Source organism: Clostridium moutaii, assembly GCF_041205085.1.
GTDB classification, from domain to species: domain Bacteria; phylum Bacillota; class Clostridia; order Clostridiales; family Clostridiaceae; genus Clostridium_B; species Clostridium_B moutaii.
This window is the reverse complement of sequence record NZ_JBGEWD010000003.1, coordinates 126,903-153,712: the sequence shown is the minus strand read 5'-3', so window position 1 is coordinate 153,712 and position 26,810 is coordinate 126,903. Positions and strand designations below refer to the sequence as shown.

Below are 26,810 nucleotides of genomic sequence, written 5' to 3'. Positions count from 1 at the left end.
CCTCTACACTCTGTCTCTAACCTTAGAATCTAATTTATTCAAAGCATTATGTGCTGCATTTTGTTCCGATTCTTTTTTACTATATCCCATACCGCTGCCTAAAACATTTTTATCTATGCACACCTCGGTATAAAATCTTCTTCTATGAGGCGGTCCATCATATTTTATAAGTACATATTCTATGGATACATCCCCATTTTTCTGCACAATTTCCTGAAGCTTGGTCTTGTAATCCAATACTATTTTATTTTCCATAGCTTTTTGTATAACACTTTTAAAATTATCAATAATAAATTTTCTGGCCTTTTCATACCCGCAATCCACATGAACCGCTGCAATAATAGCTTCAACACAATCTGCCAATATGGATGTTCTCTCTCTTCCTCCTGTAAGCTCTTCCCCCCTACTCATTTTTATATATTCTCCAATATTCCACTTTCTAGCTATCTCATAGAGAGAATTTTCACAAACTATAAGAGCTCTCTTTTTCGTAAGCTCTCCTTCTGGTTTATTCTTATACATTAAAAATAAATATTCTGATATGCAAAGTTGTAATACGGAATCTCCCAAAAACTCCAATCTCTCATTAAATTTTATATTTTTTCTTCCGTTAGCATATGAGCTATGGGTTAATGCTATTTCTATCAGATCTTTATCTTTAAAACATACATTCAGCCTTTTTTCCACATTCTCAATGCGGTTTACTTTTTCACCCATTCATATTTCTCCTTTTTCTTCTTTTTCTCCTTTTGAAATTTATTCTTCAATTTGCAGTAAACTACCTGCTATGTTCCCTAATAAAAGCAAATTCAAGAATAAGTTCATCTTATTTATATAAATACTATTAAAGTCCCGTATTAAACGGGACCTTAAGGCATTTGCTCTATTCTTCAGTATGAGCTTTTATGTACTCAACTACATCTCCCACTGTTTTCACTTTTTCAGCTTCCTCATCTGGTATCTCTAAATCGAACTCCGTTTCCAGAGCCATTATTAACTCAACTATATCAAGTGAATCTGCGCCCAAATCGTCAACAAAAGATGATTCCAAATTTATTTCCTGTGAATCTATTCCAAGTTGTTCAGATATTAATTTTTGTACTTTTTCAAAAACCATAATTTCACCTCCAAAAATTTTCATACATAAATAATATTACATAACTTATATATCGTCAACAATAAATGTCACTAAATTTATTATTGCCAACTGTTTTGCATTAATATATTTATATTATTTCTTTTTTATATTATCACCTTCCATTTCAGGTATTTTTTCTATTTCAGATTTTATCTTATCTATAACCTTATTTTCACAACAGCTTATTGCTTGCTTTATTGCATTTTTAAAAGCTTTACCATTAGAACTTCCATGGGCTTTTACACATATACCCCTGGAGCCCAAAAAAGCAGATCCGCCGTATTCAGAATAATCCAGTTTATTTTTAACTTTCTTAAAAATTGGTTTTAGAAGAACAGCCCCTAATTTAGCACTAAAGGATTTCATAATTTCTTCTTTTAACATTTCAAATAGATTTAAAGCTACACCCTCATACATTTTCAAAACAGTATTTCCAATCACTCCATCGCAAACCAATATATCTACATCTCCTGTTGTAACATCCCTTGGTTCCACATTGCCTACAAAATTAAAGTTCATATTCTTTAAAATTTTATAAGTCATTTTAGACAATTCGTTTCCTTTTTCCTCTTCTTCACCTATATTTATAAGACCTATGGATGGATTTTCTTTTTTTAATATATTTTCGAAATATATTTTACCCATTAAGGAAAACTGCTGCAAATATTGGGGCTTGCAGTCAACATTGGCCCCTGCATCTATAATCATGAATTTTCCATTTTTTCCTGGCATAACAGGCGCCAGAGCCACCCTATCTACACCTTTAATTCTACCTACAATCAAAGTAGCACCTGCCATGAATGCTCCAGTACTTCCTGCTGATATAACAGCATCTGCTTTATTTTCCTTTACAAGAGTCAATGCTTTAACCAAACTTGAATTTTTCTTTTTCCTAACTGCCATAACAGGTGCTTCTTCAGTCGTTATAACCTCAGGAGTATTTAAAATACTTATTTTTTCTTTAGGATAATTATATTTAGATAGTTCTTCCTCAATTTGCTGTTTTTTCCCAGTTATTATTACCTCTATATCTTTTTCTTTAACAGCCTCAACTACTCCTTCAACTATAGCTGAAGGAGCAAAGTCTCCCCCCATCCCATCTACAGCAATTATCATACCTTTTCCTCCCTTTTATACCGTGATTGCACACCCATGCCATGTTTTATCCCAAGGTTGCATCATTGGTGACGCTATATTCTAATATTCAGGTGAAAAAAGCATTCCCTATGCACTAACTCCACCTGAACTCAAAAATCACTTAATGCAAAAAAAGAAAGTCACATGACTTTCTTTTATTAATTTCCAGTTGAAACAACTTCTTTACCTTTATAATATCCACAATTTTTGCACACTCTATGAGCAAGTTTCATCTCATGGCACTGAGGACACTCAACTAAGTCTGGTAAACTTAATTTAAAAGTTTGTGCTCTTCTTGAATCTCTTCTTGCCTTTGAGAATTTTCTGGCTGGATTTCCCACAGTAAACACCTCCTTAATCAGTGAAAAACATATCTTTTAGCTTTGCCAATCTTGGATCAATATCATCATTTTTACATTGGCATTCAGAATAATTTAAGTTAGTGCCGCACTTTTGACATAACCCCTTACAGTTTTCCCTGCAAAGCCTTTTAATTGGTAAATTCAATATAATATTATTTTCTAATATTTCCGTAATATCTATGATATCACTATTTATAAAGATGATCTCCTCATCTCCATTTGCGCTATTTGTGAACTTTTCAGTAATGGAGATGTCTACAGCATATGGAAACTTTTCGAAGCATCTGGAACAAGTGAGCTGCAGTAAACAATGCAGTCTGCCAACCAATATAAAAATGCTTTCTACCTTATTTAAAGTTCCACTAAAGTTCATAGGCTGTAATAATTTTATGTACTCACCACCATAATAAAATCCATCATCTTTTATTGTAAGTTCAAGTTCCCTTGATGATATATTTTCATTAAATAATTCCGATACATTTAATTCCATAATACTCACCTCTATACATTAGCCACAATTTATTATATAGAGATGAGTCTTAAAAGTCAAGTTTTTATTTATTTTGCATTTTCAACTATCTCTTTTGTATCCCTGGCTATCATAAGTTCTTCATTTGTAGGAATTACAAATATCCTTACTTTTGAATCACGAGTGCTTATTTCCAGAGCTTCTCCTCTTATGTTATTTTTTTCAGCATCTATTTTAATTCCAAGATAACCAAGTCCTTCACATATGGCAGCCCTGCTAGTAGCTGAATTTTCTCCAAGACCTGCTGTAAATACTATGGCATCTACACCATTTAAAACTGCAGTATAAGCTCCTATAAAAGATTTAACCCTGTGATAATATAAATCCAATGCAAGTTTTGCTCTTTTGTTTCCAGAACCAGCAGCGTTTTCTACATCTCTAAAATCACTGCTTACTCCTGATACGCCAAGTACCCCTGACTTTTTATTCATCAAAGTATCTACATCATTTACAGACATACCAGTCGTATTGATCAAAAATGGTATTATAGCTGGATCTATATCACCACATCTGGTTCCCATGGCAAGTCCAGCAAGGGGTGTAAATCCCATGCTTGTATCCACTGATTTACCTTTATCCACTGCACATATGCTGGCTCCATTTCCCAAATGACATGTTATTATCTTCAATTTGCCTATATCTTTACCTATTAATTTAGCAGCTTCAGCAGATACAAACCTGTGAGAAGTTCCATGGAATCCATATTTTCTTATTTTATACTTTTCATATAGTTCATATGGAAGAGGATAAATATAAGAATACTTTGGCATTGTTTGATGGAATGCTGTATCAAATACTCCCACCATTGGTGTATCTGGCATTAATTCCTTGCAGGCATTTATTCCTATTATATTAGGTGGATTATGTAGTGGTGCTAGTGGTACGCACTCTTCAAGAGCTCTCATAACATTTTTATCTATAAGTACAGACCCTGCATATTTTTCACCACCATGAACAACTCTGTGTCCTACAGCATATATCTCCGACATACTATTTATTACACCATAATCTTTATCTACAAGGGCATCGAGTACCAATTTTATGGCAATTTTATGATCTTCCATAGGTTGTTCTATAACATGTTTTTCACCGTTGACCTTATGGGTTAAGATAGAACCCTCTATTCCGATTCTTTCAACAAGTCCTTTTGCCAGGACCTTTTCATCTTCCATATTTATAAGTTGATATTTTAATGATGAACTTCCACAGTTCACTACTAATATCTTCATCCCTAATTTCCTCCTAATTATCAATTGAGTTTCTGTATTTTGTCAAAATCACATTGCAGCAATATTTTACAAATTGTCTTAAAGCATTCTAATTTTGTGCTTGAACTGCCGTTACTGCTACTACATTTACTATATCATCAAAACTGCATCCCCTGGATAAATCATTTATGGGTTTTGCAAATCCCTGGGATATAGGTCCTATAGCTTGAGCTTTTGCAAATCTTTGTACAAGTTTATATCCTATATTTCCTGCTTGAAGATCCGGAAATACGAGTACATTAGCATTTCCCGCTACATCACTTTCTGGAGCCTTCAAGTTTGCAACACTTTCAACTATTGATGCATCCAGTTGCAACTCTCCATCTATTTTTAAATCAGGTCTTGCACTTTTAGCAATTTTCGTAGCATTAACTACCTTATCTACTAAATCATGTTTTGCACTTCCCTTGGTAGAAAAGGATAACATTGCGACTTTTGGATCCATTCCGCATAATTTTTTTGCAGTTTCTGCTGTACTTATTGCAATTGAAGCAAGTTCATTTTCATCCGGACATGGATTTACTGCACAATCCGCAAATAACAGCAGCCCAGTATCCCCATATTTACAATCTGGAACTTCCATTATAAATGTACTTGAAACTACAGAAGCACCTGGTGCTGTTTTTACTATTTGAAGACCTGGTCTCAAAAGATCTCCTGTAGTATGTACAGCACCTGAAACAAGACCATCTGCATCACCATGTTTGACCATCATTGTGGCAAAATATATGGGATCTCTTACGATTTTATCAGCTTTTTCCAGCGTCATTCCCTTCTTCTTTCTAAGCTCACAAAACTCATTGACGTAAGTTGGAAGTTTATCTGAAGTCTGGGGATTTTCTATTTCAGCACCATCTAAATTTACCCCCAATTTTGATGCCTTTTCTTTTATAACATTTTCATTTCCCACTAAAACTATGTCTGCAATTCCATTGCTAATTATTTTTTCACAAGCTTTAAGAGTTCTTTCCTCTTCACCTTCCGCTAACACAATTTTTTTCTTATTTGATCTTGCCAGATCCCATATTTGTTCCATTAATTTCATATTTATCTCTCCTTTCAAAATTAATATACATTACATACAATTATACTATAATCCTTTTTAACTGTATTTTTCAATAAAAAATTAACATATTTAAGGGTTTAGTTAAATATTTTAGCAATATCCGCATTTTTAAGACATCTTATTCCAAATATTATATTAATAAACTACATTCAAATTCTTCACATAATAGATTATAATATTAACGATATGATACTATTTTATATATTCGAAATACTTGGTAATATAATTATTAACCACTACTAATATCAAATACTCGGAAAAGGGGAATTTACATGAATATAACCGGAATAATAGTAGAATATAATCCGTTTCACAATGGTCATAAGTACCATGTTGAAAAAACAAAATCCCTGACAAAATGCGATGGAATAATAGCAGTAATGAGTGGTAACTTTGTCCAAAGAGGTACCCCGTCTATAATAGACAAGTGGATCAAAACCAGTTTCGCCCTTTTAAATCAAGTTGATTTGGTAATAGAACTGCCTGCCCTTTACAGTTTGTCTTCGGCAGAATTTTTTGCCTATGGCGCGGTGAGTCTTCTTGACGGCCTAGGTGTAGTAAAAAATATATGTTTTGGAAGTGAATGTGAAGATATACAGCTGTTAAATTTAATAGGTAAAATATTATATAAAGAACCTGATGAATTTAAATTGCTTTTAAAAAAGAATTTATCTACAGGTATATCTTATCCTAAAGCCAGAAGTAATGCATTGATTGAATTCTTTTCAAATAGAAATAATTTTGAATTTAAGGATTATAATATGGAAAAGATATTGTGTTCTCCTAATAACATTCTGGCAATAGAGTACTGCAAGAGTCTGTCAAAACTCAATAGCATCATTGCTCCCAATTGCATAAAGAGAGTTGGGGGTTCATACAACAGCCTGAATATAGAACAAAATTTTTCCAGTGCATCTTCTATTCGTGCTTTTATAAAAAGAGAGGGACATATAGATGATTTAGAACATAATTTACCTGTCAACGTATTTTCTATTTTAAAAAAGCTATATAATTCTGGCTATAATTTTACTTTTGAAGATTCCATGGTACCTTATTTAAAATATAAATGCTTCCTTTACGGAGAAAGGCTGAAATATCTGCCTGATGTATCGGAGGGAATTGAAAACAGGATACTTAATTCCATAAAAAATAATTGTTCATATCACAATATTATAGAAGCATCCAAAACTAAAAGATATACCTACAGCAGAATAAGCAGGATATTGTGCCAATTTTTTCTAGGATTTGAAGACCTGGATACAGTAAATTTAAGAAAAACCATGTGTCCTTATGCAAGAGTACTGGGGTTTAATGATACAGGTAAAAAAATTCTCAGAGAGATTGGAAAAAGCTCTGATCTGCCAGTCTATACAAAACTCCCTCAAAAAACAGATGAAATCCTGGATTTAGACATACTAGCCACCAATGCCTACAGTCTTTTAAACACAAATGTACCCTTTAATTATGATTACATCAAAAGTCCTATTTATTATAATAAATAAAATTTAGAATAAGCACCCTATTTTATAAATATAATTTACTAAGATATTCATTTTAAGTAAAAGTTTTTAGAAAGTAGGTAACCGTCGTTGACTTTTTTATTTTATTTTTTAATATTTATTATAATACTTATTTTATGCCTTTCAATAAAGAACATAAATGTCCTTATTACCATAATCTGTTCGATTTTAATAGTGCAAATTATATTAGCGCCAAAAGTATGTATAGACGGGGTAATCTCAGGTGCTTTACTATTTTTTTATAAAGTATTTCCCTCTTTATTTTCATTCTTAGTTGTATCAAATATAATTTTAGCCTATGACGGAGTGTATATATATTCTAAATTAATAGGGAAACTTCTCTGCAGGCCTCTTAGACTTCCAGTTAATTGCAGTTTTGTGCTGATAATAAGCATGCTTTGCGGATATCCTCTAGGGGCAAAATATGCCTGTGAATTATGTGAAAAAAATTTAATAGACCTTTCCACCTGTGAAAGACTTCTAAACATAGCTTCTAATGCCAGTCCTCTATTTATACTGGGATCCGTTGGTATATCAATGTTCAAAAACTCCACTATTGGGTACATACTATTGTTATCTAATTTGTTGTCATGTATGATCATGGGACTTCTAATGCCTTCTAAAAATATATATATAAATCAGATTCATGAAAAAAAGCATATATATATTCATGAAAATATTGGAAAGGTAATTAAAAGCAGCATTGAAAATACCATAAAGAATTGTATGTCCATAGGTGGATTTGTAATCATCTTTTCTGTAGTAAATAACATTTTAAAAAATAATTTTTTATTTAACTCATTAATACAGTGGATTTCAAAATTCATGGGAATTTCCAGCGACATAATAGAAGGATCTTTCCTCGGAATAATAGAAATGACTAATGGATGCAATTTAATATCCTCTTCCACCGCTTCATTTACTTTAAAAATTATCATTGTAAGTTTTCTATTTACCTTTAGTGGTGTTTCAATTATATCACAGGTTTATTCCTTTACTTATAAATTTAAAATATCCATGAAAAAATATGTTATTGGCAAGATATTTCAGGGAATCATATGTTCTACATTAAGTTTTTTAATTTATCATCTATTTTTTAATAGATTGTCAGAAGAAACATTTTTGCCTTATTATAAAATTACGGGAGATTTAAGCAGTATATATGCATTTATCTTACTTTTGCTTATACTGCCCTGGCTGCTATTTAGGATAGGTAAACTATTTCATATCTCTTAATTCCTTTATATTGGCTCTTATAGAACCCGTTTTTAAATCTATATTTTCTTCTACATCCTTTAAAATCTTTTGAAATTCTATTTTTAAATTTGTCAATAATTCATTGCTTTTATCTGATATCTCACTGTCTAACTGACTTAACATTTCATCTGCATAATCTCTGGCTCCCAGTCTTATAGCTTTAGCGTTTTTTTGTGCAGATGAAATTATCTCCTGAGCCCTGATATTTGCCTCTTTGGTAATATCGTGGTTTTCTATCTGCCTTCTCAATAAATTTAAATTTTCCTTCTTTATATTATCCGCTTCCTGCACAGCTTCAGTTAAAATCCTATCCTTTTCCTCTACTATCCACTGTGCCTTCTTTAATTCACCAGGAAGACAGTTAACTATCTTATCCAATATTTCCTGAATTTCTTTTTTATTTACCATAACTTTTCCCGTCATAGGAACTTTGGCAGAAGTATCCATAATTTCCTGAAGATATTCTAAAAGTTTAATAGCATCCATAATTTCCCCCCTAAGCTTCATTAATAATTTTTATTCATTACGTTAACCCTTCTTATAATATCAGGTATTATTTCTTCGGGAACCAATCCCTTAATACATCCCCCAAACATAGCAACTTGTTTTACTGAAGATGAGCTTAAAAACGAATTCATAGCACTGGTCATCATGAATACAGTCTCTATATTGGGATCAAGTTTCTTGTTCATCAGAGACATTTGAAATTCATATTCAAAATCCGATACAGCCCTGAGCCCTTTTACTATAACTTTAATATGTCTTTCCTTCATAAAATCTATCAAAAGTCCACTAAAGCTTTCAACTTTTACATTAGGTATGTTTTTTACTACTTTTTTAATTAGTTCAACTCTTTCATCTACTTCAAACAATCCTTTTTTCTCAGGATTAATCAATACCCCAACTATTACCTCATCAAACACCTTGGCTGATCTATTTATTATATCTAAATGTCCATTTGTTATAGGATCGAAACTTCCTGGACATATTGCTATGTTCATATCAATTAATCCTCCTTATATTCATAAAAACATACGGTGGTGTTTCCATATTTTCTATGATCCGTTAAAACTATATTATGGGTTCCATCATATATCTTCTCATCAGTATCAATTTTAGTGACTATAATTCCATTTTTACACAATAAATTTTCTTTTTCAATTAATTCCACTGCTGGTGGAATCATATCTTTTTTATAAGGAGGATCAACAAATATTATATCGAATACTTCTCCCTTTCCTCCCAGCTTCTCAAGAGCCCCGTAAGAATCCATGTTCATAGTCTTACACATGGGAACAAATTTTAAATTTTCTACATTTTTTTGAAGACAGTAAAATGTGTCACTGTCCCTGTCAATCAGGAAACACTTTTTAGCTCCCCTGCTTACAGCTTCAAGTCCAAGGCTTCCTGTTCCTGCAAACACATCTAGTACAGTAGAACCATAAATTCTATTTTGAATTATATTAAACATAGATTCCTTGATTCTATCCAAGGTAGGCCTTGTAGTGTCATATCCATTAGGGGACAATATTTTTCTTCCTCTGGCAAGGCCTGAAATTATTCTCATAAACTTTCCTCCTAGCTTTTGCCTTTTTATTATATCTACTATTTATTCTCTAACATTTTAACATATATATTTGTATTATTCAAAATTTACCCATAAGTTCCTGTAATCTAATTAAAACTTATAAACTTTGAAGTTCTTTGCAGCTTTTTTTGTATTTCTTGTTTAATTCTTATATCCTCCGGATTTTCACTTTTTAGAAGTCTTTTAGCCTCTAAATTAGCTTCTTTAAATATATCTATATCCTCTACTAAATTTGATAAAATCAATCCATCTTCACCATGTTGTCTGAATCCAAAAATTTCACCTGTTCCCCTTAGTTTTAAATCCTGTTCTGCAATAAAAAATCCATCATTGCTGCACTTCATTATTTCCATCCTTTTTCTTATTATATCATTTTTAATATCCGCAATTAAAATACAATAGGATTTATATGCTCCTCTTCCAACTCTTCCTCTAAGCTGATGAAGCTGTGCAAGTCCAAATCTCTCTGCATTTTCCACTATCATCACTGTAGCATTTGGAACATTTATTCCCACTTCTATAACCGTAGTAGATACCATTACCTTTATTTCACCGCGCTTAAATCTGTTCATTTTATTTTCCTTATCCTTAGAAGGCATTTTACCATATAATATATCTATCTGGACATTTTTAAAATAGCTTTTTTTGAGTTTTTCGTAAATATCCTCTACCGAACTCAGATTCAACTGATCATTTTCCTCTACTAGTGGACATACTACATATACCTGCCTTCCCCTTTTTATTTCATCAAGTGCAAACCTATATACATTATCTCTCGAATTTTTATCTCTATAATAAGTATCTATTTTTTGTCTTCCCGGTGGAAGTTCATCTATGGTAGATACATTTAAATCCCCATATAAATATAAACTTAAGGTTCTTGGAATAGGCGTAGCTGTCATAATAAGGGTATCTACATCTTCTCCCTTATTGGTAAGTTTGCTTCTCTGCATCACTCCAAATCTATGCTGCTCATCCGTAACCACCATACCTATATTTTTAAACTCCACATCATCTTGAATTAGTGCATGAGTGCCTATTAATATGTCTATTTTTCCTAATTTCAATTCCTGTTTTATCTTCTCCTTATTCTTGATGGTAGTGCTTCCACAAAGTAATTCTATGCTTGTGTGAAATTGTTTCAGCAGCTTTTTAGCTTCTACGTAATGCTGGGCTGCCAATATTTCGGTAGGAGCCATTAAAACTGCCTGATAGCCGTTTTTTACCACATTAAAAATAGTTATCAGGGATACTATAGTCTTTCCACTGCCCACATCCCCCTGAAGCAATCTATTCATTGGGAGTTGTCTTTTTTCATCCATCAATATTTCTCTTATTACTCTTTTTTGAGAGCCGGTGAGCTCATAGGGAAGCTTTTCCTTTAATTGTCTCAATTCCGGAGCAATTTTAAAAGCTATACCCTTTTTATTATTACTGAAATTATATTTCAGCATCAATATTTTTAGAGAATATGTAAATAGCTCCTGAAATTTAAGTCTTCTTTTTCCCTGTTCTAATTCTTTCAAACTGGTGGGATTATGTATTATCCTTATAGCTCTATCCAAGCTGCAAAACTTATATTTATCAATAATCCACCGTGGCAGATTTTCCTCTATATTTATTTCAGGCAGTATTTCAGATATAAGTTTTATAAAAGTGTTATTTGTTATTCCTGACTTCAGAGGATATATTGGTATTATCTTTTCTTCTGTTTTACCCACTCCACTGTCATTAATTAAAACAGGATTTGTTATAAAACTGTCTCCCTTAAATTTCTGAACTTTTCCCATTATCCTGCATAAACTGTTTATCCTAAATTTATTTTTTATATAAGGCTGATTGAACCATTTTCCTTTAAAAATTGTGTCTTGATTTTCAAATACTACAGTGGAAATAATCTTTCCATTTTTAGTTCTTATATCTCTACATATGGCTTTAACTCTGCAGTCTATTATAACCTTTCCAATTCCCCCTTCTTTTAAATTCGTACAATTAGAAATTACATCATAGTCCCTGGGAAAATATAAAAGTAAATCCAGTATATTAAATACACAACATCTATTTAAATTTCTGGCAGTTACAGTTCCAACTCCCTTTATATACTTAACATCATCGTATACGTTCATAAACTTTCACCTGCTTCTTTACTAAAATATTATACTATATTTTAATAAACTTTCTAATAGTATAAATAAAAAAAGCCCGCGGGCTTTTTTTATTCAACAGATACTATGAAATAATAAAGAGGTTGTTTTCCGCTATAACACTGTATATCCATATCCTCATATTTCTTTTCAAGTTTCTTTACAAAATCATTTACTTCATCCTCATTACATTTCTCACCATAATATATACTTATGAGCTCACTATTTTCCCCTGTCATTTCATCTATGATATTGCCGCACACCTGGAATTTATCCTTTCCCACTTGTTTTATTTTACCTTCAATAAGTCCCAGTATATCTCCCCGTTTTATATCTTTTTCATCCACTTCCGTATCCCTAATTGCATAAGTCACCAACCCTGTAGCCACTGTAGATATTGCACTCTCCATGGCATTTACATTTTCATTTAAATCCACATCCGAATTAAATGCTGTTATTGCAGTAATTCCCTGAGGTATAGTTTTAGTTGGTATTATTTTAACTGTTTTATTTGATAACTCTGCCGCTTGATTAGCTGCCATAATTACATTTTTATTGTTGGGCAATACAAATACAGTTTCTGCATTTACACTATTTATACAATTCAATATATCTTCAGTGCTGGGATTCATGGTCTGGCCGCCTTCTATTACATAATCTACTCCCAGATCCTTAAATATACTATTAATACCTTCTCCTACAGATACTGAAATAAAGGCATACTTTTTTGACTCAGTTTCCTGTTCATGACTTTCTTCATCCTGATCAATTTTCTTTTCAGAAGAATTTTCCTCAAAATCATCTATATTCAAAATATGTCTGTGCTGCTCTCTCATATTATCTATTTTTATCTTGGATAATTCGCCCAGCTTAACTGCCTGTGATAAAACCCATCCCGGATCATTGGTATGAATATGAACTTTTATTATATCTTCATCCTTCACTACCACCATAGAATCTCCCATTCCCTGCAGCTTTCCTCTGAAATCTTGTATATCTGATACCTGGGAGTGAATTAGGAATTCTGTGCAATAACCATATTTTATATTCTGCTCTCCTAAATTTTTAGCTGCAGATTGGATTTTTGCAGTTCCAGCTTCTTTTAAATGTACTCTTTCCATATTATTTTTTAAAGCTTCATACATTCCCTGAAGTATAACAAGAAGTCCCATTCCTCCAGCATCAACTACCTTAGCTTTTTTTAAAACAGGAAGCATATCGGGAGTTTTATCCAGCATAGTTTTACCGTAGCTGCATACTTCCTCCAGAAGTTTAGTTATATCTTTTTCCTGAGATTTTACAGCACTTTCACCAACAGCTCTTATAATAGTCAATATGGTACCTTCCGTAGGACGCATAACTGCCTTGTAAGCAGACTTTGCTCCTTCTTCCAGGCTGTTTGCAAATTCCAATGAATTTATCTGGTTTTTCCCCTGAATACCTTTAGATATACCTCTGAATATTTGGGAAAGTATTACTCCAGAATTTCCCCTGGCTCCCATAAGTGCCCCTTTGGCCAGTTGTTTAACTATTACTTCTATAGATGTTTCTTCTGCGTTGGATATCTCCAGTACTGCATTTCTAATAGTCATGGACATATTGGTCCCTGTATCCCCATCAGGTACTGGAAATACATTTAATGAATTTACAAACTCCTTTTGCTCTTCTAGTTTATTGCTGGCATTTACAACCATATTGTAAAAAATCTGCCCATCTATGTTTAAGTATCCCATTTTTACAAATTACCTCCCTAGACCCTAACACCTTGAACATTTACTGTGATAGTTGAAACTTTGAGTCCTGTGTAGTTTTCTATATTGTATTTTATCTTTTGTATTATATTACTTGCAATTACAGATATTTTTGTTCCATATTCCACTATTATATGCAATTCTATAATCAATTCATTGTTTTTAGAACGAACTTTTACTCCCTTACTTAAGTTTTCACTTTTAATTAACTTCCAAAAACCATCTTTGGCATTTTTAGAAGCCATACCTACTACTCCATAACATTCCATAGTAGACAATCCAGCTATATTTGCAACTACTTCTTCTGAATAATCTATATATCCATTTTCCTCAATAATACTTCCTATCATATAAAAACCTCCTCACTCAATATCATATTCTATAATACCATAAATATATTTTATTATTCAAGTTACATACAATATTTTTCCATAAAGCAATCATATTAAAAAGCAATGCCCATATTTACTTGCACATATTGTACCTTCTGTGGTAAAATAGTTTGTGTTTGAGTTGTGTAAAACTCTTAAGGAGGTGTTTGTAATGTCAAAAAAATGTGAAATATGTGGTAAAGACGTTGTATTTGGTGTACAGTATAGTCATTCACACCGTCAATCTAAAAGGACTTGGTCTCCAAATATAAGAAAAGTCAAAGCCATAGTTAATGGTACGCCAAGAACCATACATGTTTGTGCAAGATGCCTTCGTTCAGGAAAGGTTCAACGTGCCATATAAAAATAAAAATGCAGTTGTTTAGTTACAATTGCATTTTTGTGTTTATATAATTATTTTTTCTTAGTAAAAAATTTTATAATTGCAGACAGGACACCTGGAAGCTTAAATGCAATAATTTTCATCAAATTACCTCCTTATTTATGACATTCTATTAGATACCATCCACAATAAATTAATCCGGCACCTGCAGCTATTATCCATCCCCATATAGGGATAATAACTGTCATTAGGAACCCGACACCTATAGATAAAGCTACTAATCCAATTTTCCTTTTAGTTCTTCTTCTAAAGCTTTTCTTTCTCACGTTATTATCCCTTAAAAATTGCTTTACATTATTATATGCATATCACTGCACTATTGTTACTATTTTAAAAAATATTTAATCCCCGGTGATTAATTCAATCCTTGCTCTTCATTAAAAGCAATTTTCCACTATCAAATATTATATCAACACTTCTTTTTAAAAATTCATTTGATACTGTCCTGCCATCTCCTAGTTTCAAGTCATAATTGTTGAGCTTATATTTTGCACCTATTATATTTAAATTTTTAACTATATTACAATAGGCATGCAGAGAAAAAACTTCTCCTGTATTCCCTTCTATTGTAGTGGATTTATCAAGTAATTGGATAATATTATGTTCATCTCTTATATAAGCTTTGATCCCTTTTAAGTTGCATTTTAAGAGCATTCCCAGATTTCCCAAAAGATGATCCACCCTGCTTCCTGTACTTCCAAGCAATACTATTTCATCTGCTCCTAATTTCAAAGCCTTGTCAACTACAATTTCAGTATCCGTATAATTTTTATTTTTAGGATATTTTTCTATAGTACAATTTTTTTTCTTAAAAAATTCCAGGACCTTATGATCTATAGAATCAAAATCTCCCATAAGATATTCAGGTATGATATTATATTTATAGAGACAATTTCCTCCCCCATCTGCACATATTAAAATTGAGTCTTTTCCAAGTTCTCCTTCAACTAATTCCTTAGAGGGGGCACTTCCTCCTGATACTATAACTGCCTTCATACTAAACTCCCTCTCTTAACTTCTTTATATTATCTTTTACATTCCCGTCTTTAAATACAGCAGAACCCGCTACTATTACATTTGCCCCATTTTCTACTACACTGCCTATATTGTACTTTGAAATACCGCCATCCACTTCTATCATTAAATCTTTATTATATTTATCACTTAAATTTTTTACTTCCTTAATTTTTTCAGAACAATATTCTATATATTTTTGTCCTCCAAAACCGGGATTTACAGACATTATAAGAACCATATCCAGGTAGGGTATTAAATATTTTATATTGTCTACCAGGGTAGCGGGATTTAATGCTACAGCTACTTTTACGCCTAAACTTTTGATATAATTTACAGTTCTGTCCAAGTGCTTGTCTGCCTCAAAATGAACAGTTATAATATCTGCTCCTGCCTCCACAAAATTCTCCGCATATCTGGCAGGTTCCTGTATCATTAAATGCACATCAAAGGTCAATTTAGTAAATCTTCTTATGCTCTTTATAATGGGTACGCCAAAACTTATATTTGGTACAAAGCTTCCGTCCATTACATCTATATGGATTAAATCCGCTCCACACTTATCCAGACATTTTATCTCTTCCCCCAATTTTGAAAAGTCTGCTGATAATATGGAGGGTGCTATTTTTATCATAATGTATTTATCTCCTTCTTGTTTATAATTAGTTACCAATACTTTTTTTTACAGGAAATTTCCTTCAAAATTTTAATGTAAAAATCATATCTTTTCTTATTTATGGTTCCATTTTCCACAGAAGCCTTAACAGCACACTTAGGTTCTTTATAATGAATGCATCCTGTAAATTTACATTTTCCTATTGCCTCTTCAAATTCCGGGAAACAATATTGAAGTTTTTCTGCAGTTATATCACTTGTATCTAATGAAGAAAATCCAGGAGTATCTACCACAAAACCTTCTTCAAGTTCTATTAGCTGGCTGTGCCTTGTAGTATGTTTCCCCCTATTCAATTTTTCACTTATCTTCCCTGTCTCCATGAGCTTTTTTCGGCAAATAGAATTTAGGATAGTAGATTTCCCCACACCTGATGGTCCGCATAATACTGTAACATTGCCCTTGAGTTTTTCTTTAATACTGTCAATGCCGTATCCTTCTTTTGCCTTCAGCTGTAGTACTTCATAACCTATGTTGCTTATCATATCTATAATCTCTGTCTCCTTTTTTTCTTTAGGCAAATCCATCTTATTGAAACAGACAATTATGTTTAAATTATTGTACTCGCAGCTTATAAGAATTCTGTTTAACAAATCTTCATTTATTTCAGGATGATTAAATGCAAAGACCACCAGTGCCTGGGTTACATTAGCCACTGCGGGCCTTTTTAGCCGGCTCCTTCTGGGATAAATTTCATCAATAACTCCCTGATTTCTTTCCATGGTAATGTTCACATTATCTCCAACCATGGGAGAAAGCCCGTCATATCTGAACCTTCCCCTTGCCTTGCATTCAATTACTCCATCTTCAGTTTTTATATAATAAAATCCTCCTATTCCCTTAACTATAATTCCCCTCATAACTCCTCCTAATCCATATTTATATTATATGCTTTTTAATTTTTTTATCTTAATTTCCTGGATTATTTGGATTTGAGCTGGTACCGCCTCCTGAATTACCGCTGCTGCCACTTCCATTATTGGCTCCATTGCCACTGCTTTGTTGTCCACCGCTATTTTGTCCGCTTCCATTTTGTCCACTGGCTTGTTGTCCGCTGCTATCATTTTGCCCACTGCTGTTTCCATTACTTCCTACGCTGCTGCCATTCTGATCTCCCTGATTATTACCTTGCTCCCCTTGAGGCTCCTTATATACATAATAAGTTAAAGTTACAGTAGTACCTTCTTTGACCTGTTGTGAAGCCCCTACGCTTTGATTTGTAACCCCCAGGTTTTCTTGAGATTTATCTGATGTTTCCACTGGATTTTCAGCAGTTTTTAATCCTGCATTTTGTATTATAGCTTCCGCTTCTTTTATACTTTTTCCTGAAACATCCGGCACTGTCACATATTTTGCTTCAGCTCCCCTGCTTACTACAAGATTTACTTTTGCTCCGTCTTTCACTTTAGAATCTGCCTCTGGATCCTGACTTATAACCTGACCTTGTGAGACCGTGTCACTATATTTATAAGATATACTTCCCACACTGAGCCCACTGCTGGTAATAATATCTTTTGCAGTATTTAAATCTATGCCCACTACATTGGGAACACCCATTGTATCAGTACCTCCACTTACAATTACCCTTACATCAGAATTGACTTTTACCTTTGAACCTGATTTAGGAAAACATTCAATTACTGTTCCCTCTGGTTTGTCACTTTTTTCCTTGGCTCCTACTACAAAGTTCAGCTTTTTACTTTCCACCAATTTCTTAGCTTCATCCTGTTTCATACCTATTATATTGGGTACCGTAGCTTCGCCTGAGTTTCCATATGTCTTGCTGTAAAAATACCCTGAGACCGCACCTATTACTATCACAAGCATAAATAATGCTATGACAAGTATGGTTTTCTTTTTCTTAGGGTCCAATACCGATTTAGCTTTTTTATCTTTTGGCTCATCTTCTTCATAGTCATTATAATCCTCTTCATTTTTATAACTGTCATTTACATCTACAGGATCCATTATTCGGGTCATATCATCATTTAAATCATCTTCCGTTAAATTTAAATTTTGATTATTTTCTATTTTTTTTAGATCTACAAGCATATCTTCCATAGTCTGATATCTTCTTATAGGTTCTTTTTCTACAGCCTTCAAAATTAATTTGTTTAAACTTTCCGGCACGTTTTCATTTAATTTGATTGGAGGAACTACTGGTTCTTGTATATGTTTCAATGCTATAGATACAGGACTTTCTGCATCATAGGGCACCTGACCTGTAACCATTTCATACATAACTATTCCAAGAGAATAGATATCTGTTCTAAAATCTACAAAACTCCCCTTCGCCTGTTCAGGAGAAAAATAATGTGCGGATCCCATTATCTTATTTGAATTAGTTATAGTAACCGAATCTGAAGCTTTTGCAATGCCAAAATCTGTTACTTTTACTATTCCATCTTCTGTTACAAGAATATTGTGAGGTTTTATATCTCTATGTATAATATTATTCTTATGTGCACATTTTAGGGCTTTGGCTATCTGAATAGCTATTTCTACCGATCTTTCCGGAGGTATTTTACCCTGCTCCTTTATTATCTGCTTTAATGTCTTTCCAACAACACATTCCATTACTATATAATTTATATCATTCTGTGTGCCAACATCATATATATTGACTATATTATTATCCGAAAGACTTGCCGCTGCTGTAGCTTCTCTTTTGAATTTTTCAACAAACTCACCATCGCTGGAAAATTGCTCTTTAAGAATTTTTACAGCTACATTTCTATTTAAAAGATGGTCTTTAGCCCTATAGACAACTGCCATCCCACCTTCCCCTATCTTTTCCAATGGCTCATATCTATTTCCTAGCATGGTCCCTATCATCTTTACCCTCTCCTTCAAATACAATAACTGATATATTATCCCTTCCACCCCTAAGGTTACTAAGTTCTATCAACTGTTTGCAGGCATCCTCGTTATTGTTATTCATTATTATATCATACATCTCATTAGTGCTTACTCCATTAGATAACCCATCAGTACAAAGTATTACCCTATTTACATCTTCTAAATTCACCTCAAAGATATCTACTTTTACAGACAAATTAGTTCCAAGCGCCCTAGTTATTATATTTTTATTGGGATGAATTGCAGCCTCCTCTTCAGTTATACTACCTTCATCAACCAGCTGTTGTACAAGTGAATGATCTTTAGTGATTTTTACTATACCATTGTATTTTACAATATAACATCCACTGTCACCTACATTAGCCACTATCATTTTCATATCTTCAACTAAACAGGCTGTTATAGTTGTCCCCATTCCACCAAATTCGTTGTTACTCCTGGATAATTTATAAATCCTTTCATTTGCCAAATTTATGGCTTTTAATAGATCTTCCTTCATATCCACTGTGTCTTTAGCCTTTATATAAGCGATAGTCGTTTCCACTGCAATTTTACTTGCAACTTCTCCTGCATTATGTCCACCCATTCCATCGGCTATTACATATACATTTAAGTTTTTTCCCTTATAGAAACCTGCGAAATCTTCATTTAGTTTTCTTACTTTACCTACATCTGACAAGATCCCCACCATTTTCTACACCCTTTCTATACCTTTTTGATTCTAAATAACTTCTTCTAAGCTGTCCACAAGCGGCATCTATGTCCGAACCCATTTCTCTTCTTACGGTAGTTTCTATTTTATTCTCATTGAGTTTGTCATAAAAACTTTTTATATTGTTTGGAGAAGACTTTTTAAATTCATTTTCTCTAACTTCATTTACAGGTATTAAATTCACATGGCATAACAATCCCTTCAGCAATTGAATTAAATCTTCGGCACATTCTAAAGTATCATTTACGCCCCTTACTAAAGCATATTCAAAGGATATTCTTCTACCGGTCTTATCTATATAATATCTACAGGCATCTATTATCTCTGCTATAGAATATTTATTTGCAATAGGCATTATCTTTTTTCTCTTTATATCATCTGGTGAATGTAGTGATATAGCTAAAGTTATCTGTAAACTTTCATCTGCCAGCTGTTTTATTTTAGGTACTATACCGCAGGTAGAAAGGGTTATATGCCTTTGGCCTATATTAAGACTATATTCACAACTTATCATTTTTAAAAATTTCAGCACATTATCATAATTATCCAATGGTTCTCCGCTTCCCATTAAAACCACATTTGATATTCTCTCTCCTATTTCACTTTGAGATCTTAGAACCTGGGCCAATATTTCTCCACTGCTTAAATTTCTCACCATGCCATCTACAGTTGACGCACAAAACTTACAACCCATTCTGCATCCAACTTGCGTTGAAACACATACGGAATTTCCATGCTTATATTTCATAACTACAGTTTCTATTACATTTCCATCCCTGTATCTATATAAAAATTTAAAAGTATCTTTTGATTTTGACTCATAGCTTTTAACTAATTCTGGAATATCTATATAAAAATTCCTTTTCAATTTTTTTGCCAAGGATTTAGAAACATTAGTCATGCAATCAAAATCCCATTGGCCTTTCTTATATAACCAATTGGTTATTTGGCTTGCTCTAAATTGACTTTCACCATTGCCTTTCATCCAATCCTTTAAGTCCTCCATATTAAAGTCAAAAATATTATACATATATTTATTGCACCTACCTATATTTTATCATTTTCGCAATAAAAAACCCATCTACATTATCATTGGGAAGTATAGTCATGTATCCTTCCCTATGATAAATTATGTTTCCAAAATCCCCATAATCCAGTTTTTCCAATTTAAACTCGGGATTTTTCTTAATAAACCACTTTATATTTTCACCATTTTCCATCTTATTTAAAGTACAGGTGGAGTATACAAGCTTTCCACCCAGTTTCACATATTTTGAAGAATTCAACATGATATTTCTCTGTATTTTTATCAAACTATCTATAGACTGTTGATCTTTATTCCATTTAATTTCAGGTTTTTTCCTTATTAATCCAAGACCTGAACAGGGAACATCAATAAGCACTCTGTCTGCTGTACCACTGAGTTTTTCTGCATATCTTTCTGCATTCATCTTGTTACAAATTATATTTTCAATTCCCAATCTTTTTGCATTGTCTTTTACTAATGCCAGCTTATTTTCATATAAGTCATAAGAATATACCTTTCCTGTATTATTCATAAGTTCTGCTATATGACAGGACTTTCCTCCCGGTGCACTGCAAAGATCCAATACAATCATATTTTTTTCAATATCCATAAGATTAGCTACTAGCATTGCACTCTCGTCTTGCACTGTAATATATCCCTTTCTAAAAAGAGGATTTGATTCTATATTGCTTCCTCCTTTTATAACTACAGCTTCCTTGCATACAATTCCCTTTTCTACATCATATCCATTTTTTTTAAGTTCATTCCACACCTGTTCATATTTTGCCTTTAAACTATTTATCCTCACTGTAATTTTGGGAACCGCATTGGAATTTTTCAATATGCTCTCTCCTGTACTTTCACCATATTGAGTAATAAAAAGTTCAGTGATCCAATGTGGAAAAGAGTATTTAAAACATAACCTGTCGATCTTATTCCCTTTATCCTCACGTATAAAATTATCCTTATTCCTTAAATAATTTCTCAGCACTCCATTTACCAGTTTAGACAGCTTAATGGATCTTTTTTTGGAAAGTTCTACAGCCTCATTTACCACTGCAAATTCAGGAATCTTATCTAAATATCTCAATTGGTATATGGACATTCTCAGTATATTTACTATGTCAACATCCATTTTTTTTAAGTTGCTCTTTATAAAACTGCCCAATATACTGTCAATGGTATATTTGTATTTTAAAGTACCATATACTATCTCCGTAACCAGTGCCCTGTCTTTTTTACTCAAATCTTCTCTATTTAAATACATACTCAAAACTGTATTGGAATATGCATTATTATATAATACCTGTTTAAGTATTTTCACTGCTGTATTTCTAGCATTTATCATAATTTTACCTCTAATTTTATAACATATATTTATTCCATGGCTATTATTTTCAATACTGCCAGAATAAGCAACACCACACCCATGGATAAGTTATTCTAAGGTTCAGGTACGTAAAAGCACATTCCTTATGGACAAATTTCTATCTGAACCCAAGAATCTCTTGAACAATTAATTTCTATCTCTACTTATATATATAAGTCTGAGTAAATTGGCTATAGCTGTTAAAGCAGCAGCTACATAAGTCATGGCAGCAGCACTTAAAACTGATCTTGCCCCTTTTAACTCATCTGAATAAAGTATATTCCTTCCTTCCAGTATTTTTAAAGCTCTTCTGGAAGCATTTAATTCTACTGGAAGAGTTACTATTTGAAATAAAACTACCAGAGTAAATAAAATTATGCCCACATTCACAAGTCCTCTAATTCCTAAAATAAACCCTGCCAAAAATAATATCCATGAAGCGCTAGAACCAAAATTAACTGCAGGTACAATAGAATTTCTGATAATAAGAGGAAGATACCTGTTTTTATGTTGAATAGCATGACCGGTTTCATGAGCCGCCACACCTATTGATGCTACAGAATTTCCATAATAAACATCTTCTGAAAGTCTCATAACCCTTTTAGAAGGATCATAGTGATCACTTAGTTTCCCTGGTATTAGTTCCACCGGAACTTCATAAAGTCCACTGCCATCTAAAAGCATCCTTGCCACCTGAGCACCTGTATATCCATTATGGCTTTTATATTTTGAATATTTATTAAAAGTGGAAGATACCTTATATTGAGCCCAAGCTGCCACTAAAAGTGCCGGGATTAATATAATAAAACTGCTGTCAAAATAAAACATGAATTACACCTCCACATAAATTATTTTCCTAATACAATTCCTGGCTCTATCAAATGTCCTTTTATATATTCACTGACTTCCATAGGCCTTCCTCCTGGAAATTGTATCTTTTTTATCATAAGAACTCCACTGCCACAAGCTACCTTAATTCCGGACTGGGAGACTTCCAGTATATATCCGGCTTCCCTTTGAGACATTTCGTCCAGTATATCCACCCGATATATTTTCATATTTTCTCCCCTATACTGAGTATATGCAATAGGCCATGGATTTAAACCCCTGACAAAATTTTTTATTTTGCTGCTGCTGAGATTCCAATCTATTTTTGCCATATCCCTAGATAACATTTTTGCATAAATAGTGGGAGTTTTTCCCTGTTTTTTTCTTTTGATTACACCTGATTTCAATCCCTTAAGTGTTTTTACCAACAACCCTGCTCCATCTTCCTTCAATAGGTTTTGGAGGTCTCCTGCCGTCATATCTTCCGAAATTTGCACGACACTATTTAAAAGCATATCTCCCGTATCCAGTCCAGTATCCATAAACATAGTGGTATTTCCACTTTCCTTTTCTCCATTTATAATGCACCAGTTTATAGGTGCAGCTCCTCTATATTTTGGCAAAAGTGATGCATGCAAATTAATACATCCCTTTTTAGGTATGTCTAATACTTCTTTTGTAAGTATCTGTCCATAGGCCACTACTATTATAAAATCCACTTCCATCTTTTTTAGTTCATTCAATGCCTGCTCATCATTTTTTAGCCTGGCAGGCTGATATATAGGTATATTATATTTAATGGCCTCTTCTTTAACAGGAGAAAAAAATACTTTTTTACCCCTGCCCTTTGGCTTATCAGGCTGGGTAAATACAGCTACAACATTAAATTCTTCTATTAATTTTTTTAAAGATGGTACTGAAAAATCAGGGGTTCCCATAAAAACTATATTCATATATCATTTTTCACCTTCTTTTTTTATGATCTTATCTACAAATAGTATACCATTTAAATGATCTATTTCATGACAAAATGCTCTGGCCAGTAAATCCTCTCCCTCTATTATTACCTCTTCTCCTTTCTCATTTATTGCCTTTACTTTTACTTTACGAGGTCTTTTCACTTCACCTTGCGTTCCCGGTATGCTCAAACATCCCTCCCTGTCTGTATAACTTCCCTCACTGTATATAATTTCCGGATTTACAAGCTTAAATATACCCTCTCCTATATCAACTACTATAACTCTTTTTAAAACACCTACTTGCGGCGCTGCAAGCCCTATGCCATCTTCCTCATATAATGTTTCCTCCATATCTTTCAGCAATGTTATAATTCTATCGTTTATAACATCCACCTTCCTGCTTTTTTTCCTCAGTATGTCATCTCCGTATTTTCTAATATTTCTCAAAGCCATATATTCACCGTCTCCCTAAAATCTATAAGATTTCAAGATTATCCTACGGTTTGTTCAACTCCCTTCTCAATTTAAACTATATACTTAACATCAATATTTAAACAAATGAATTTTACAACATGTTATTAGGATTTATATCTATATTAACCTTTATATCATTATAAACGTCTTTTAATAAATCATAAACTATTTTTCTGATATTTTGTGCCATACTCAAATTTATTTTGCCCTTTATCATTATCTTCCACCGATATAATTCCTTTATTTTTGATATCTCACATGGACATGGCCCTAACATTTTAATTTTATCATTTTTTCCGAGAGCATTTCTTAAAAATACACCAACATTTTGTATATTTTTTATTAATATATTTTCTTTTTTACTATTCATGTTTATAAGAAGTATATCTGAAAAAGGTGGATATTCCATCTGCCTTCTTATGTTAATTTCTTCATTATAAAAATCTTCATAATCATTTTCTGCAGCACATTTTATACTATAATTTTCAGGACTATATGTCTGTACAATTACCTCGCCCGGTTTTTCCCCCCTGCCTGCTCTTCCTGAAACCTGAGTTATCAGTTCATAGGTTTTTTCTGCTGATCTGAAATCTGGAAGATTAATAGACAAATCTGCTGCTATTACCCCCACCAGGGTTACATTCTTAAAATCCAATCCCTTTGCTATCATCTGAGTTCCTATTAATATATCCGCCCTGCCTTCTTTAAAAGTATTATATATATTTTCATAAGAATTCTTTTTTCTGGTAGTATCAAAGTCCATTCTTATGGTTTTTGCCTGGGGGAATTCACTTTTTATATGCTGTTCTATCTTTTCAGTACCCACTCCAAAATACTTTACATATTTACTTCCACATTTAGGACAAACCTTTGGAACATCAATCTTGCTTCCACAATAATGGCATATAAGTTTTCCCACATTATGATGATAGGTATAGGATATGTCACATTTATTACATTTAAACACATAACCACATTTTCTACAGGATACAAAAGTAGAATATCCCCTTCTATTTAAGAAAAGTATTGTCTGTTCCCCTTTATTTAACCTGTCACAAATAGATTCATATAGAATTCTGCTAAACATGGATTTATTATTATTTACAAGCTCTTCTCTCATATCCACAATTTTAATTTCTGGCATAATTGCCCCATCAGCTCTATTTTTCAAAGTTAAAAGTTCAATCTCGCCGGTTTTGCACCTATAATAAGTTTTTATAGAAGGCGTAGCGGAACCCAGTATCATTTTACAATCATATTGATTACATTTCATTTCTCCAATTTCTCTGGCATTATATTTAGGATTACTATCTGACTTGTAGCTCCATTCCTGCTCTTCATCTATTATTATAAGTCCCAAATTTTTAAAAGGTAAAAAAATAGCAGATCTTGCTCCTATGGCAACTTTCACCTGATGCCCTTTTATTCGCATCCATTCGTCATATCTCTCTCCATCTGATAATTTACTGTGAAATACACTTACATTTTTCCCAAATCTACCTTTAAATCTTTCTACCATTTGAGGAGTAAGGGCAATTTCAGGAACCAATATTATGGATTCCTTTCCACCTTCCATGGTCTTTTCTACAAGCTGCATATAAATTTCAGTTTTACCGCTTCCCGTAACTCCATGAATCAAAAACAACTTTTTATGTGAATTTATTATTTCATCTACTGCAAATTGTTGTTCTTCATTCAACGTTTTTTTTGAATAGATACTGTATTTTTTATCATCATATCTGGTTACAGTTTTCTCCCCTGTAAGAAGGAATCCGTGTTTTATCATAGTATTTATAGAGGATAAAGATAAATTGTAATTCTTGCTTATAAAGTTTTTAGTATATCTGCCATTTTTACTTTCCACCAATTCATATATACTTCTGTAAGGATCTCTGTTAAAATTTTTTTCCAAATTTTTACCTATGTATACCAGGGTTTCCTTTTTGTCTTTCATTCCCTTAAAAATACCTCTTGGTATAAATACCTTTATACAATCGAGATATGTACACAAATACCTCTTCCTCATATTTTCTATAAGTGCCAAATCTTTTCTTGTAAAAAGAGAAAAACCATCGCAAAAATCAATTATCTCTTTGACTTTCGTATCATCTAACACATTCTCATAAATACTCACTACAAATCCATCTAACTTTTTATTTCCCATTCCAAAAGGGACTTTAACCCTAAAACCTATTTCTATTTTGTCTTTTAGCTTATCTGGCACCTTATAGGTAAAAATTTTATCTAATTTTACAGAACTGTTATTTACAATAATTCCTGCGTATATATACACCTGATCACCCTTTTATAATAAACATCAAATAAGAGAGGCATTTAAATGTTAACCCCTCTTAAACATAA

The 26,810-nt window shown here is 32.7% G+C and carries 28 protein-coding genes; 3 read left to right on the top strand and 25 right to left on the bottom strand.

The genetic code is table 11. From position 1 onward, the window contains the following. Positions 1 to 3 precede the first annotated feature (3 nt). The 7 genes from rnc to pta all read right to left on the bottom strand — a co-directional run bounded on the left by rnc (position 4) and on the right by pta (position 5,479). Complete coding sequence (gene rnc, locus AB8U03_RS05095) at positions 4 to 717, bottom strand: ribonuclease III (RefSeq protein WP_369703473.1); 714 nt, start codon at positions 715 to 717, stop codon at positions 4 to 6. Positions 718 to 883: 166 nt separating this feature from the next. Then, complete coding sequence (gene acpP, locus AB8U03_RS05090) at positions 884 to 1,117, bottom strand: acyl carrier protein (RefSeq protein ID WP_369703472.1); 234 nt, start codon at positions 1,115 to 1,117, stop codon at positions 884 to 886. Between the two features lie 114 nt (positions 1,118 to 1,231). Continuing rightward, positions 1,232 to 2,254 (bottom strand): phosphate acyltransferase PlsX, encoded by a 1,023-nt coding sequence (gene plsX / locus AB8U03_RS05085; RefSeq protein ID WP_369703471.1) that lies wholly within the window; start codon positions 2,252 to 2,254, stop codon positions 1,232 to 1,234. A gap of 179 nt (positions 2,255 to 2,433) precedes the next feature. Continuing rightward, positions 2,434 to 2,616 carry a 50S ribosomal protein L32 gene (rpmF, locus tag AB8U03_RS05080; RefSeq protein ID WP_369703470.1) on the bottom strand — a complete coding sequence of 61 codons (183 nt, stop codon included), beginning with the start codon at positions 2,614 to 2,616 and terminating at the stop codon, positions 2,434 to 2,436. 13 nt (positions 2,617 to 2,629) lie between these two features. Beyond that, positions 2,630 to 3,127: a YceD family protein gene (locus tag AB8U03_RS05075; protein ID WP_369703469.1), complete on the bottom strand. Its 498-nt coding sequence runs from the start codon at positions 3,125 to 3,127 to the stop codon at positions 2,630 to 2,632. Positions 3,128 to 3,195: 68 nt separating this feature from the next. Continuing rightward, the gene (locus tag AB8U03_RS05070; RefSeq protein ID WP_369703468.1) at positions 3,196 to 4,395 is read right to left on the bottom strand and encodes an acetate/propionate family kinase; all 1,200 of its coding nucleotides are present in this window, start codon (positions 4,393 to 4,395) and stop codon (positions 3,196 to 3,198) included. A gap of 88 nt (positions 4,396 to 4,483) precedes the next feature. After that, positions 4,484 to 5,479 carry a phosphate acetyltransferase gene (pta, locus tag AB8U03_RS05065; RefSeq protein ID WP_369703467.1) on the bottom strand — a complete coding sequence of 332 codons (996 nt, stop codon included), beginning with the start codon at positions 5,477 to 5,479 and terminating at the stop codon, positions 4,484 to 4,486. A 293-nt stretch (positions 5,480 to 5,772) separates the two neighbouring features. Here pta and AB8U03_RS05060 point away from each other — a divergent pair, with 293 nt between their 5' ends. Both AB8U03_RS05060 and ylbJ read left to right on the top strand, forming a co-directional pair. Beyond that, a complete protein-coding gene (locus tag AB8U03_RS05060; protein ID WP_369703466.1) occupies positions 5,773 to 7,002 on the top strand; it encodes a nucleotidyltransferase in 1,230 nt (409 codons plus the stop codon). 87 nt (positions 7,003 to 7,089) lie between these two features. Next, a complete protein-coding gene (ylbJ, locus tag AB8U03_RS05055) occupies positions 7,090 to 8,256 on the top strand; it encodes a sporulation integral membrane protein YlbJ (protein WP_369703465.1) in 1,167 nt (388 codons plus the stop codon). Here the strand turns inward: ylbJ and AB8U03_RS05050 are convergent. From AB8U03_RS05050 to AB8U03_RS05025, 6 genes are all read right to left on the bottom strand, one after another. Continuing rightward, a complete protein-coding gene (locus AB8U03_RS05050) occupies positions 8,239 to 8,763 on the bottom strand; it encodes an ATPase (RefSeq protein WP_369703464.1) in 525 nt (174 codons plus the stop codon). The genes ylbJ and AB8U03_RS05050 overlap by 18 nt on opposite strands. Before the next feature lie 20 nt (positions 8,764 to 8,783). Then, positions 8,784 to 9,278: a pantetheine-phosphate adenylyltransferase gene (coaD, locus tag AB8U03_RS05045; protein WP_369703463.1), complete on the bottom strand. Its 495-nt coding sequence runs from the start codon at positions 9,276 to 9,278 to the stop codon at positions 8,784 to 8,786. 5 nt (positions 9,279 to 9,283) lie between these two features. Then, on the bottom strand, positions 9,284 to 9,844 hold the full coding sequence (gene rsmD / locus AB8U03_RS05040; protein WP_369703462.1) for a 16S rRNA (guanine(966)-N(2))-methyltransferase RsmD: 561 nt from the start codon (positions 9,842 to 9,844) through the stop codon (positions 9,284 to 9,286). Positions 9,845 to 9,951: 107 nt separating this feature from the next. Beyond that, entirely contained in the window at positions 9,952 to 11,991 is a 2,040-nt protein-coding gene (gene recG / locus AB8U03_RS05035; RefSeq protein ID WP_369703461.1) for an ATP-dependent DNA helicase RecG, read from the bottom strand. Positions 11,992 to 12,080: 89 nt separating this feature from the next. Continuing rightward, positions 12,081 to 13,742, bottom strand: a complete 1,662-nt coding sequence (locus tag AB8U03_RS05030) for a DAK2 domain-containing protein (protein ID WP_369703460.1) — start codon at positions 13,740 to 13,742, stop codon at positions 12,081 to 12,083. Between the two features lie 17 nt (positions 13,743 to 13,759). Beyond that, the gene (locus AB8U03_RS05025) at positions 13,760 to 14,110 is read right to left on the bottom strand and encodes an Asp23/Gls24 family envelope stress response protein (RefSeq protein WP_369703459.1); all 351 of its coding nucleotides are present in this window, start codon (positions 14,108 to 14,110) and stop codon (positions 13,760 to 13,762) included. A gap of 193 nt (positions 14,111 to 14,303) precedes the next feature. Here AB8U03_RS05025 and rpmB point away from each other — a divergent pair, with 193 nt between their 5' ends. Continuing rightward, the gene (rpmB, locus tag AB8U03_RS05020; protein ID WP_369703458.1) at positions 14,304 to 14,495 is read left to right on the top strand and encodes a 50S ribosomal protein L28; all 192 of its coding nucleotides are present in this window, start codon (positions 14,304 to 14,306) and stop codon (positions 14,493 to 14,495) included. Positions 14,496 to 14,629: 134 nt separating this feature from the next. Here the strand turns inward: rpmB and AB8U03_RS05015 are convergent, their stop codons facing one another. The 12 genes from AB8U03_RS05015 to priA all read right to left on the bottom strand — a co-directional run bounded on the left by AB8U03_RS05015 (position 14,630) and on the right by priA (position 26,742). Beyond that, positions 14,630 to 14,800, bottom strand: a complete 171-nt coding sequence (locus AB8U03_RS05015) for a hypothetical protein (protein ID WP_369703457.1) — start codon at positions 14,798 to 14,800, stop codon at positions 14,630 to 14,632. A gap of 94 nt (positions 14,801 to 14,894) precedes the next feature. Continuing rightward, complete coding sequence (locus tag AB8U03_RS05010) at positions 14,895 to 15,530, bottom strand: thiamine diphosphokinase (RefSeq protein ID WP_369703456.1); 636 nt, start codon at positions 15,528 to 15,530, stop codon at positions 14,895 to 14,897. 1 nt (position 15,531) lies between these two features. Then, positions 15,532 to 16,182 carry a ribulose-phosphate 3-epimerase gene (gene rpe, locus AB8U03_RS05005; protein WP_369703455.1) on the bottom strand — a complete coding sequence of 217 codons (651 nt, stop codon included), beginning with the start codon at positions 16,180 to 16,182 and terminating at the stop codon, positions 15,532 to 15,534. 32 nt (positions 16,183 to 16,214) lie between these two features. Continuing rightward, entirely contained in the window at positions 16,215 to 17,081 is an 867-nt protein-coding gene (gene rsgA, locus AB8U03_RS05000) for a ribosome small subunit-dependent GTPase A (protein ID WP_369703454.1), read from the bottom strand. A 49-nt stretch (positions 17,082 to 17,130) separates the two neighbouring features. Continuing rightward, positions 17,131 to 19,056, bottom strand: coding sequence for a Stk1 family PASTA domain-containing Ser/Thr kinase (gene pknB / locus AB8U03_RS04995; RefSeq protein WP_369703453.1), 1,926 nt, complete (start codon positions 19,054 to 19,056; stop codon positions 17,131 to 17,133). After that, the gene (locus AB8U03_RS04990; protein ID WP_369703452.1) at positions 19,031 to 19,771 is read right to left on the bottom strand and encodes a Stp1/IreP family PP2C-type Ser/Thr phosphatase; all 741 of its coding nucleotides are present in this window, start codon (positions 19,769 to 19,771) and stop codon (positions 19,031 to 19,033) included. The genes pknB and AB8U03_RS04990 overlap by 26 nt, the downstream gene beginning before the upstream one ends. Beyond that, positions 19,743 to 20,822 (bottom strand): 23S rRNA (adenine(2503)-C(2))-methyltransferase RlmN, encoded by a 1,080-nt coding sequence (rlmN, locus tag AB8U03_RS04985; protein WP_369703451.1) that lies wholly within the window; start codon positions 20,820 to 20,822, stop codon positions 19,743 to 19,745. Before rlmN ends, AB8U03_RS04990 begins: the two co-directional genes overlap by 29 nt. Before the next feature lie 13 nt (positions 20,823 to 20,835). Further along, positions 20,836 to 22,167, bottom strand: coding sequence for a 16S rRNA (cytosine(967)-C(5))-methyltransferase RsmB (gene rsmB, locus AB8U03_RS04980; RefSeq protein ID WP_369703450.1), 1,332 nt, complete (start codon positions 22,165 to 22,167; stop codon positions 20,836 to 20,838). Between the two features lie 168 nt (positions 22,168 to 22,335). Further along, complete coding sequence (locus AB8U03_RS04975) at positions 22,336 to 23,016, bottom strand: zinc metallopeptidase (RefSeq protein WP_369703449.1); 681 nt, start codon at positions 23,014 to 23,016, stop codon at positions 22,336 to 22,338. A gap of 20 nt (positions 23,017 to 23,036) precedes the next feature. Continuing rightward, entirely contained in the window at positions 23,037 to 23,969 is a 933-nt protein-coding gene (gene fmt, locus AB8U03_RS04970; protein WP_369703448.1) for a methionyl-tRNA formyltransferase, read from the bottom strand. A 3-nt stretch (positions 23,970 to 23,972) separates the two neighbouring features. Then, on the bottom strand, positions 23,973 to 24,428 hold the full coding sequence (gene def / locus AB8U03_RS04965) for a peptide deformylase (RefSeq protein ID WP_369703447.1): 456 nt from the start codon (positions 24,426 to 24,428) through the stop codon (positions 23,973 to 23,975). Between the two features lie 112 nt (positions 24,429 to 24,540). Then, positions 24,541 to 26,742: a primosomal protein N' gene (gene priA / locus AB8U03_RS04960; RefSeq protein WP_369703446.1), complete on the bottom strand. Its 2,202-nt coding sequence runs from the start codon at positions 26,740 to 26,742 to the stop codon at positions 24,541 to 24,543. Between the last annotated feature and the right edge of the window lie 68 nt (positions 26,743 to 26,810).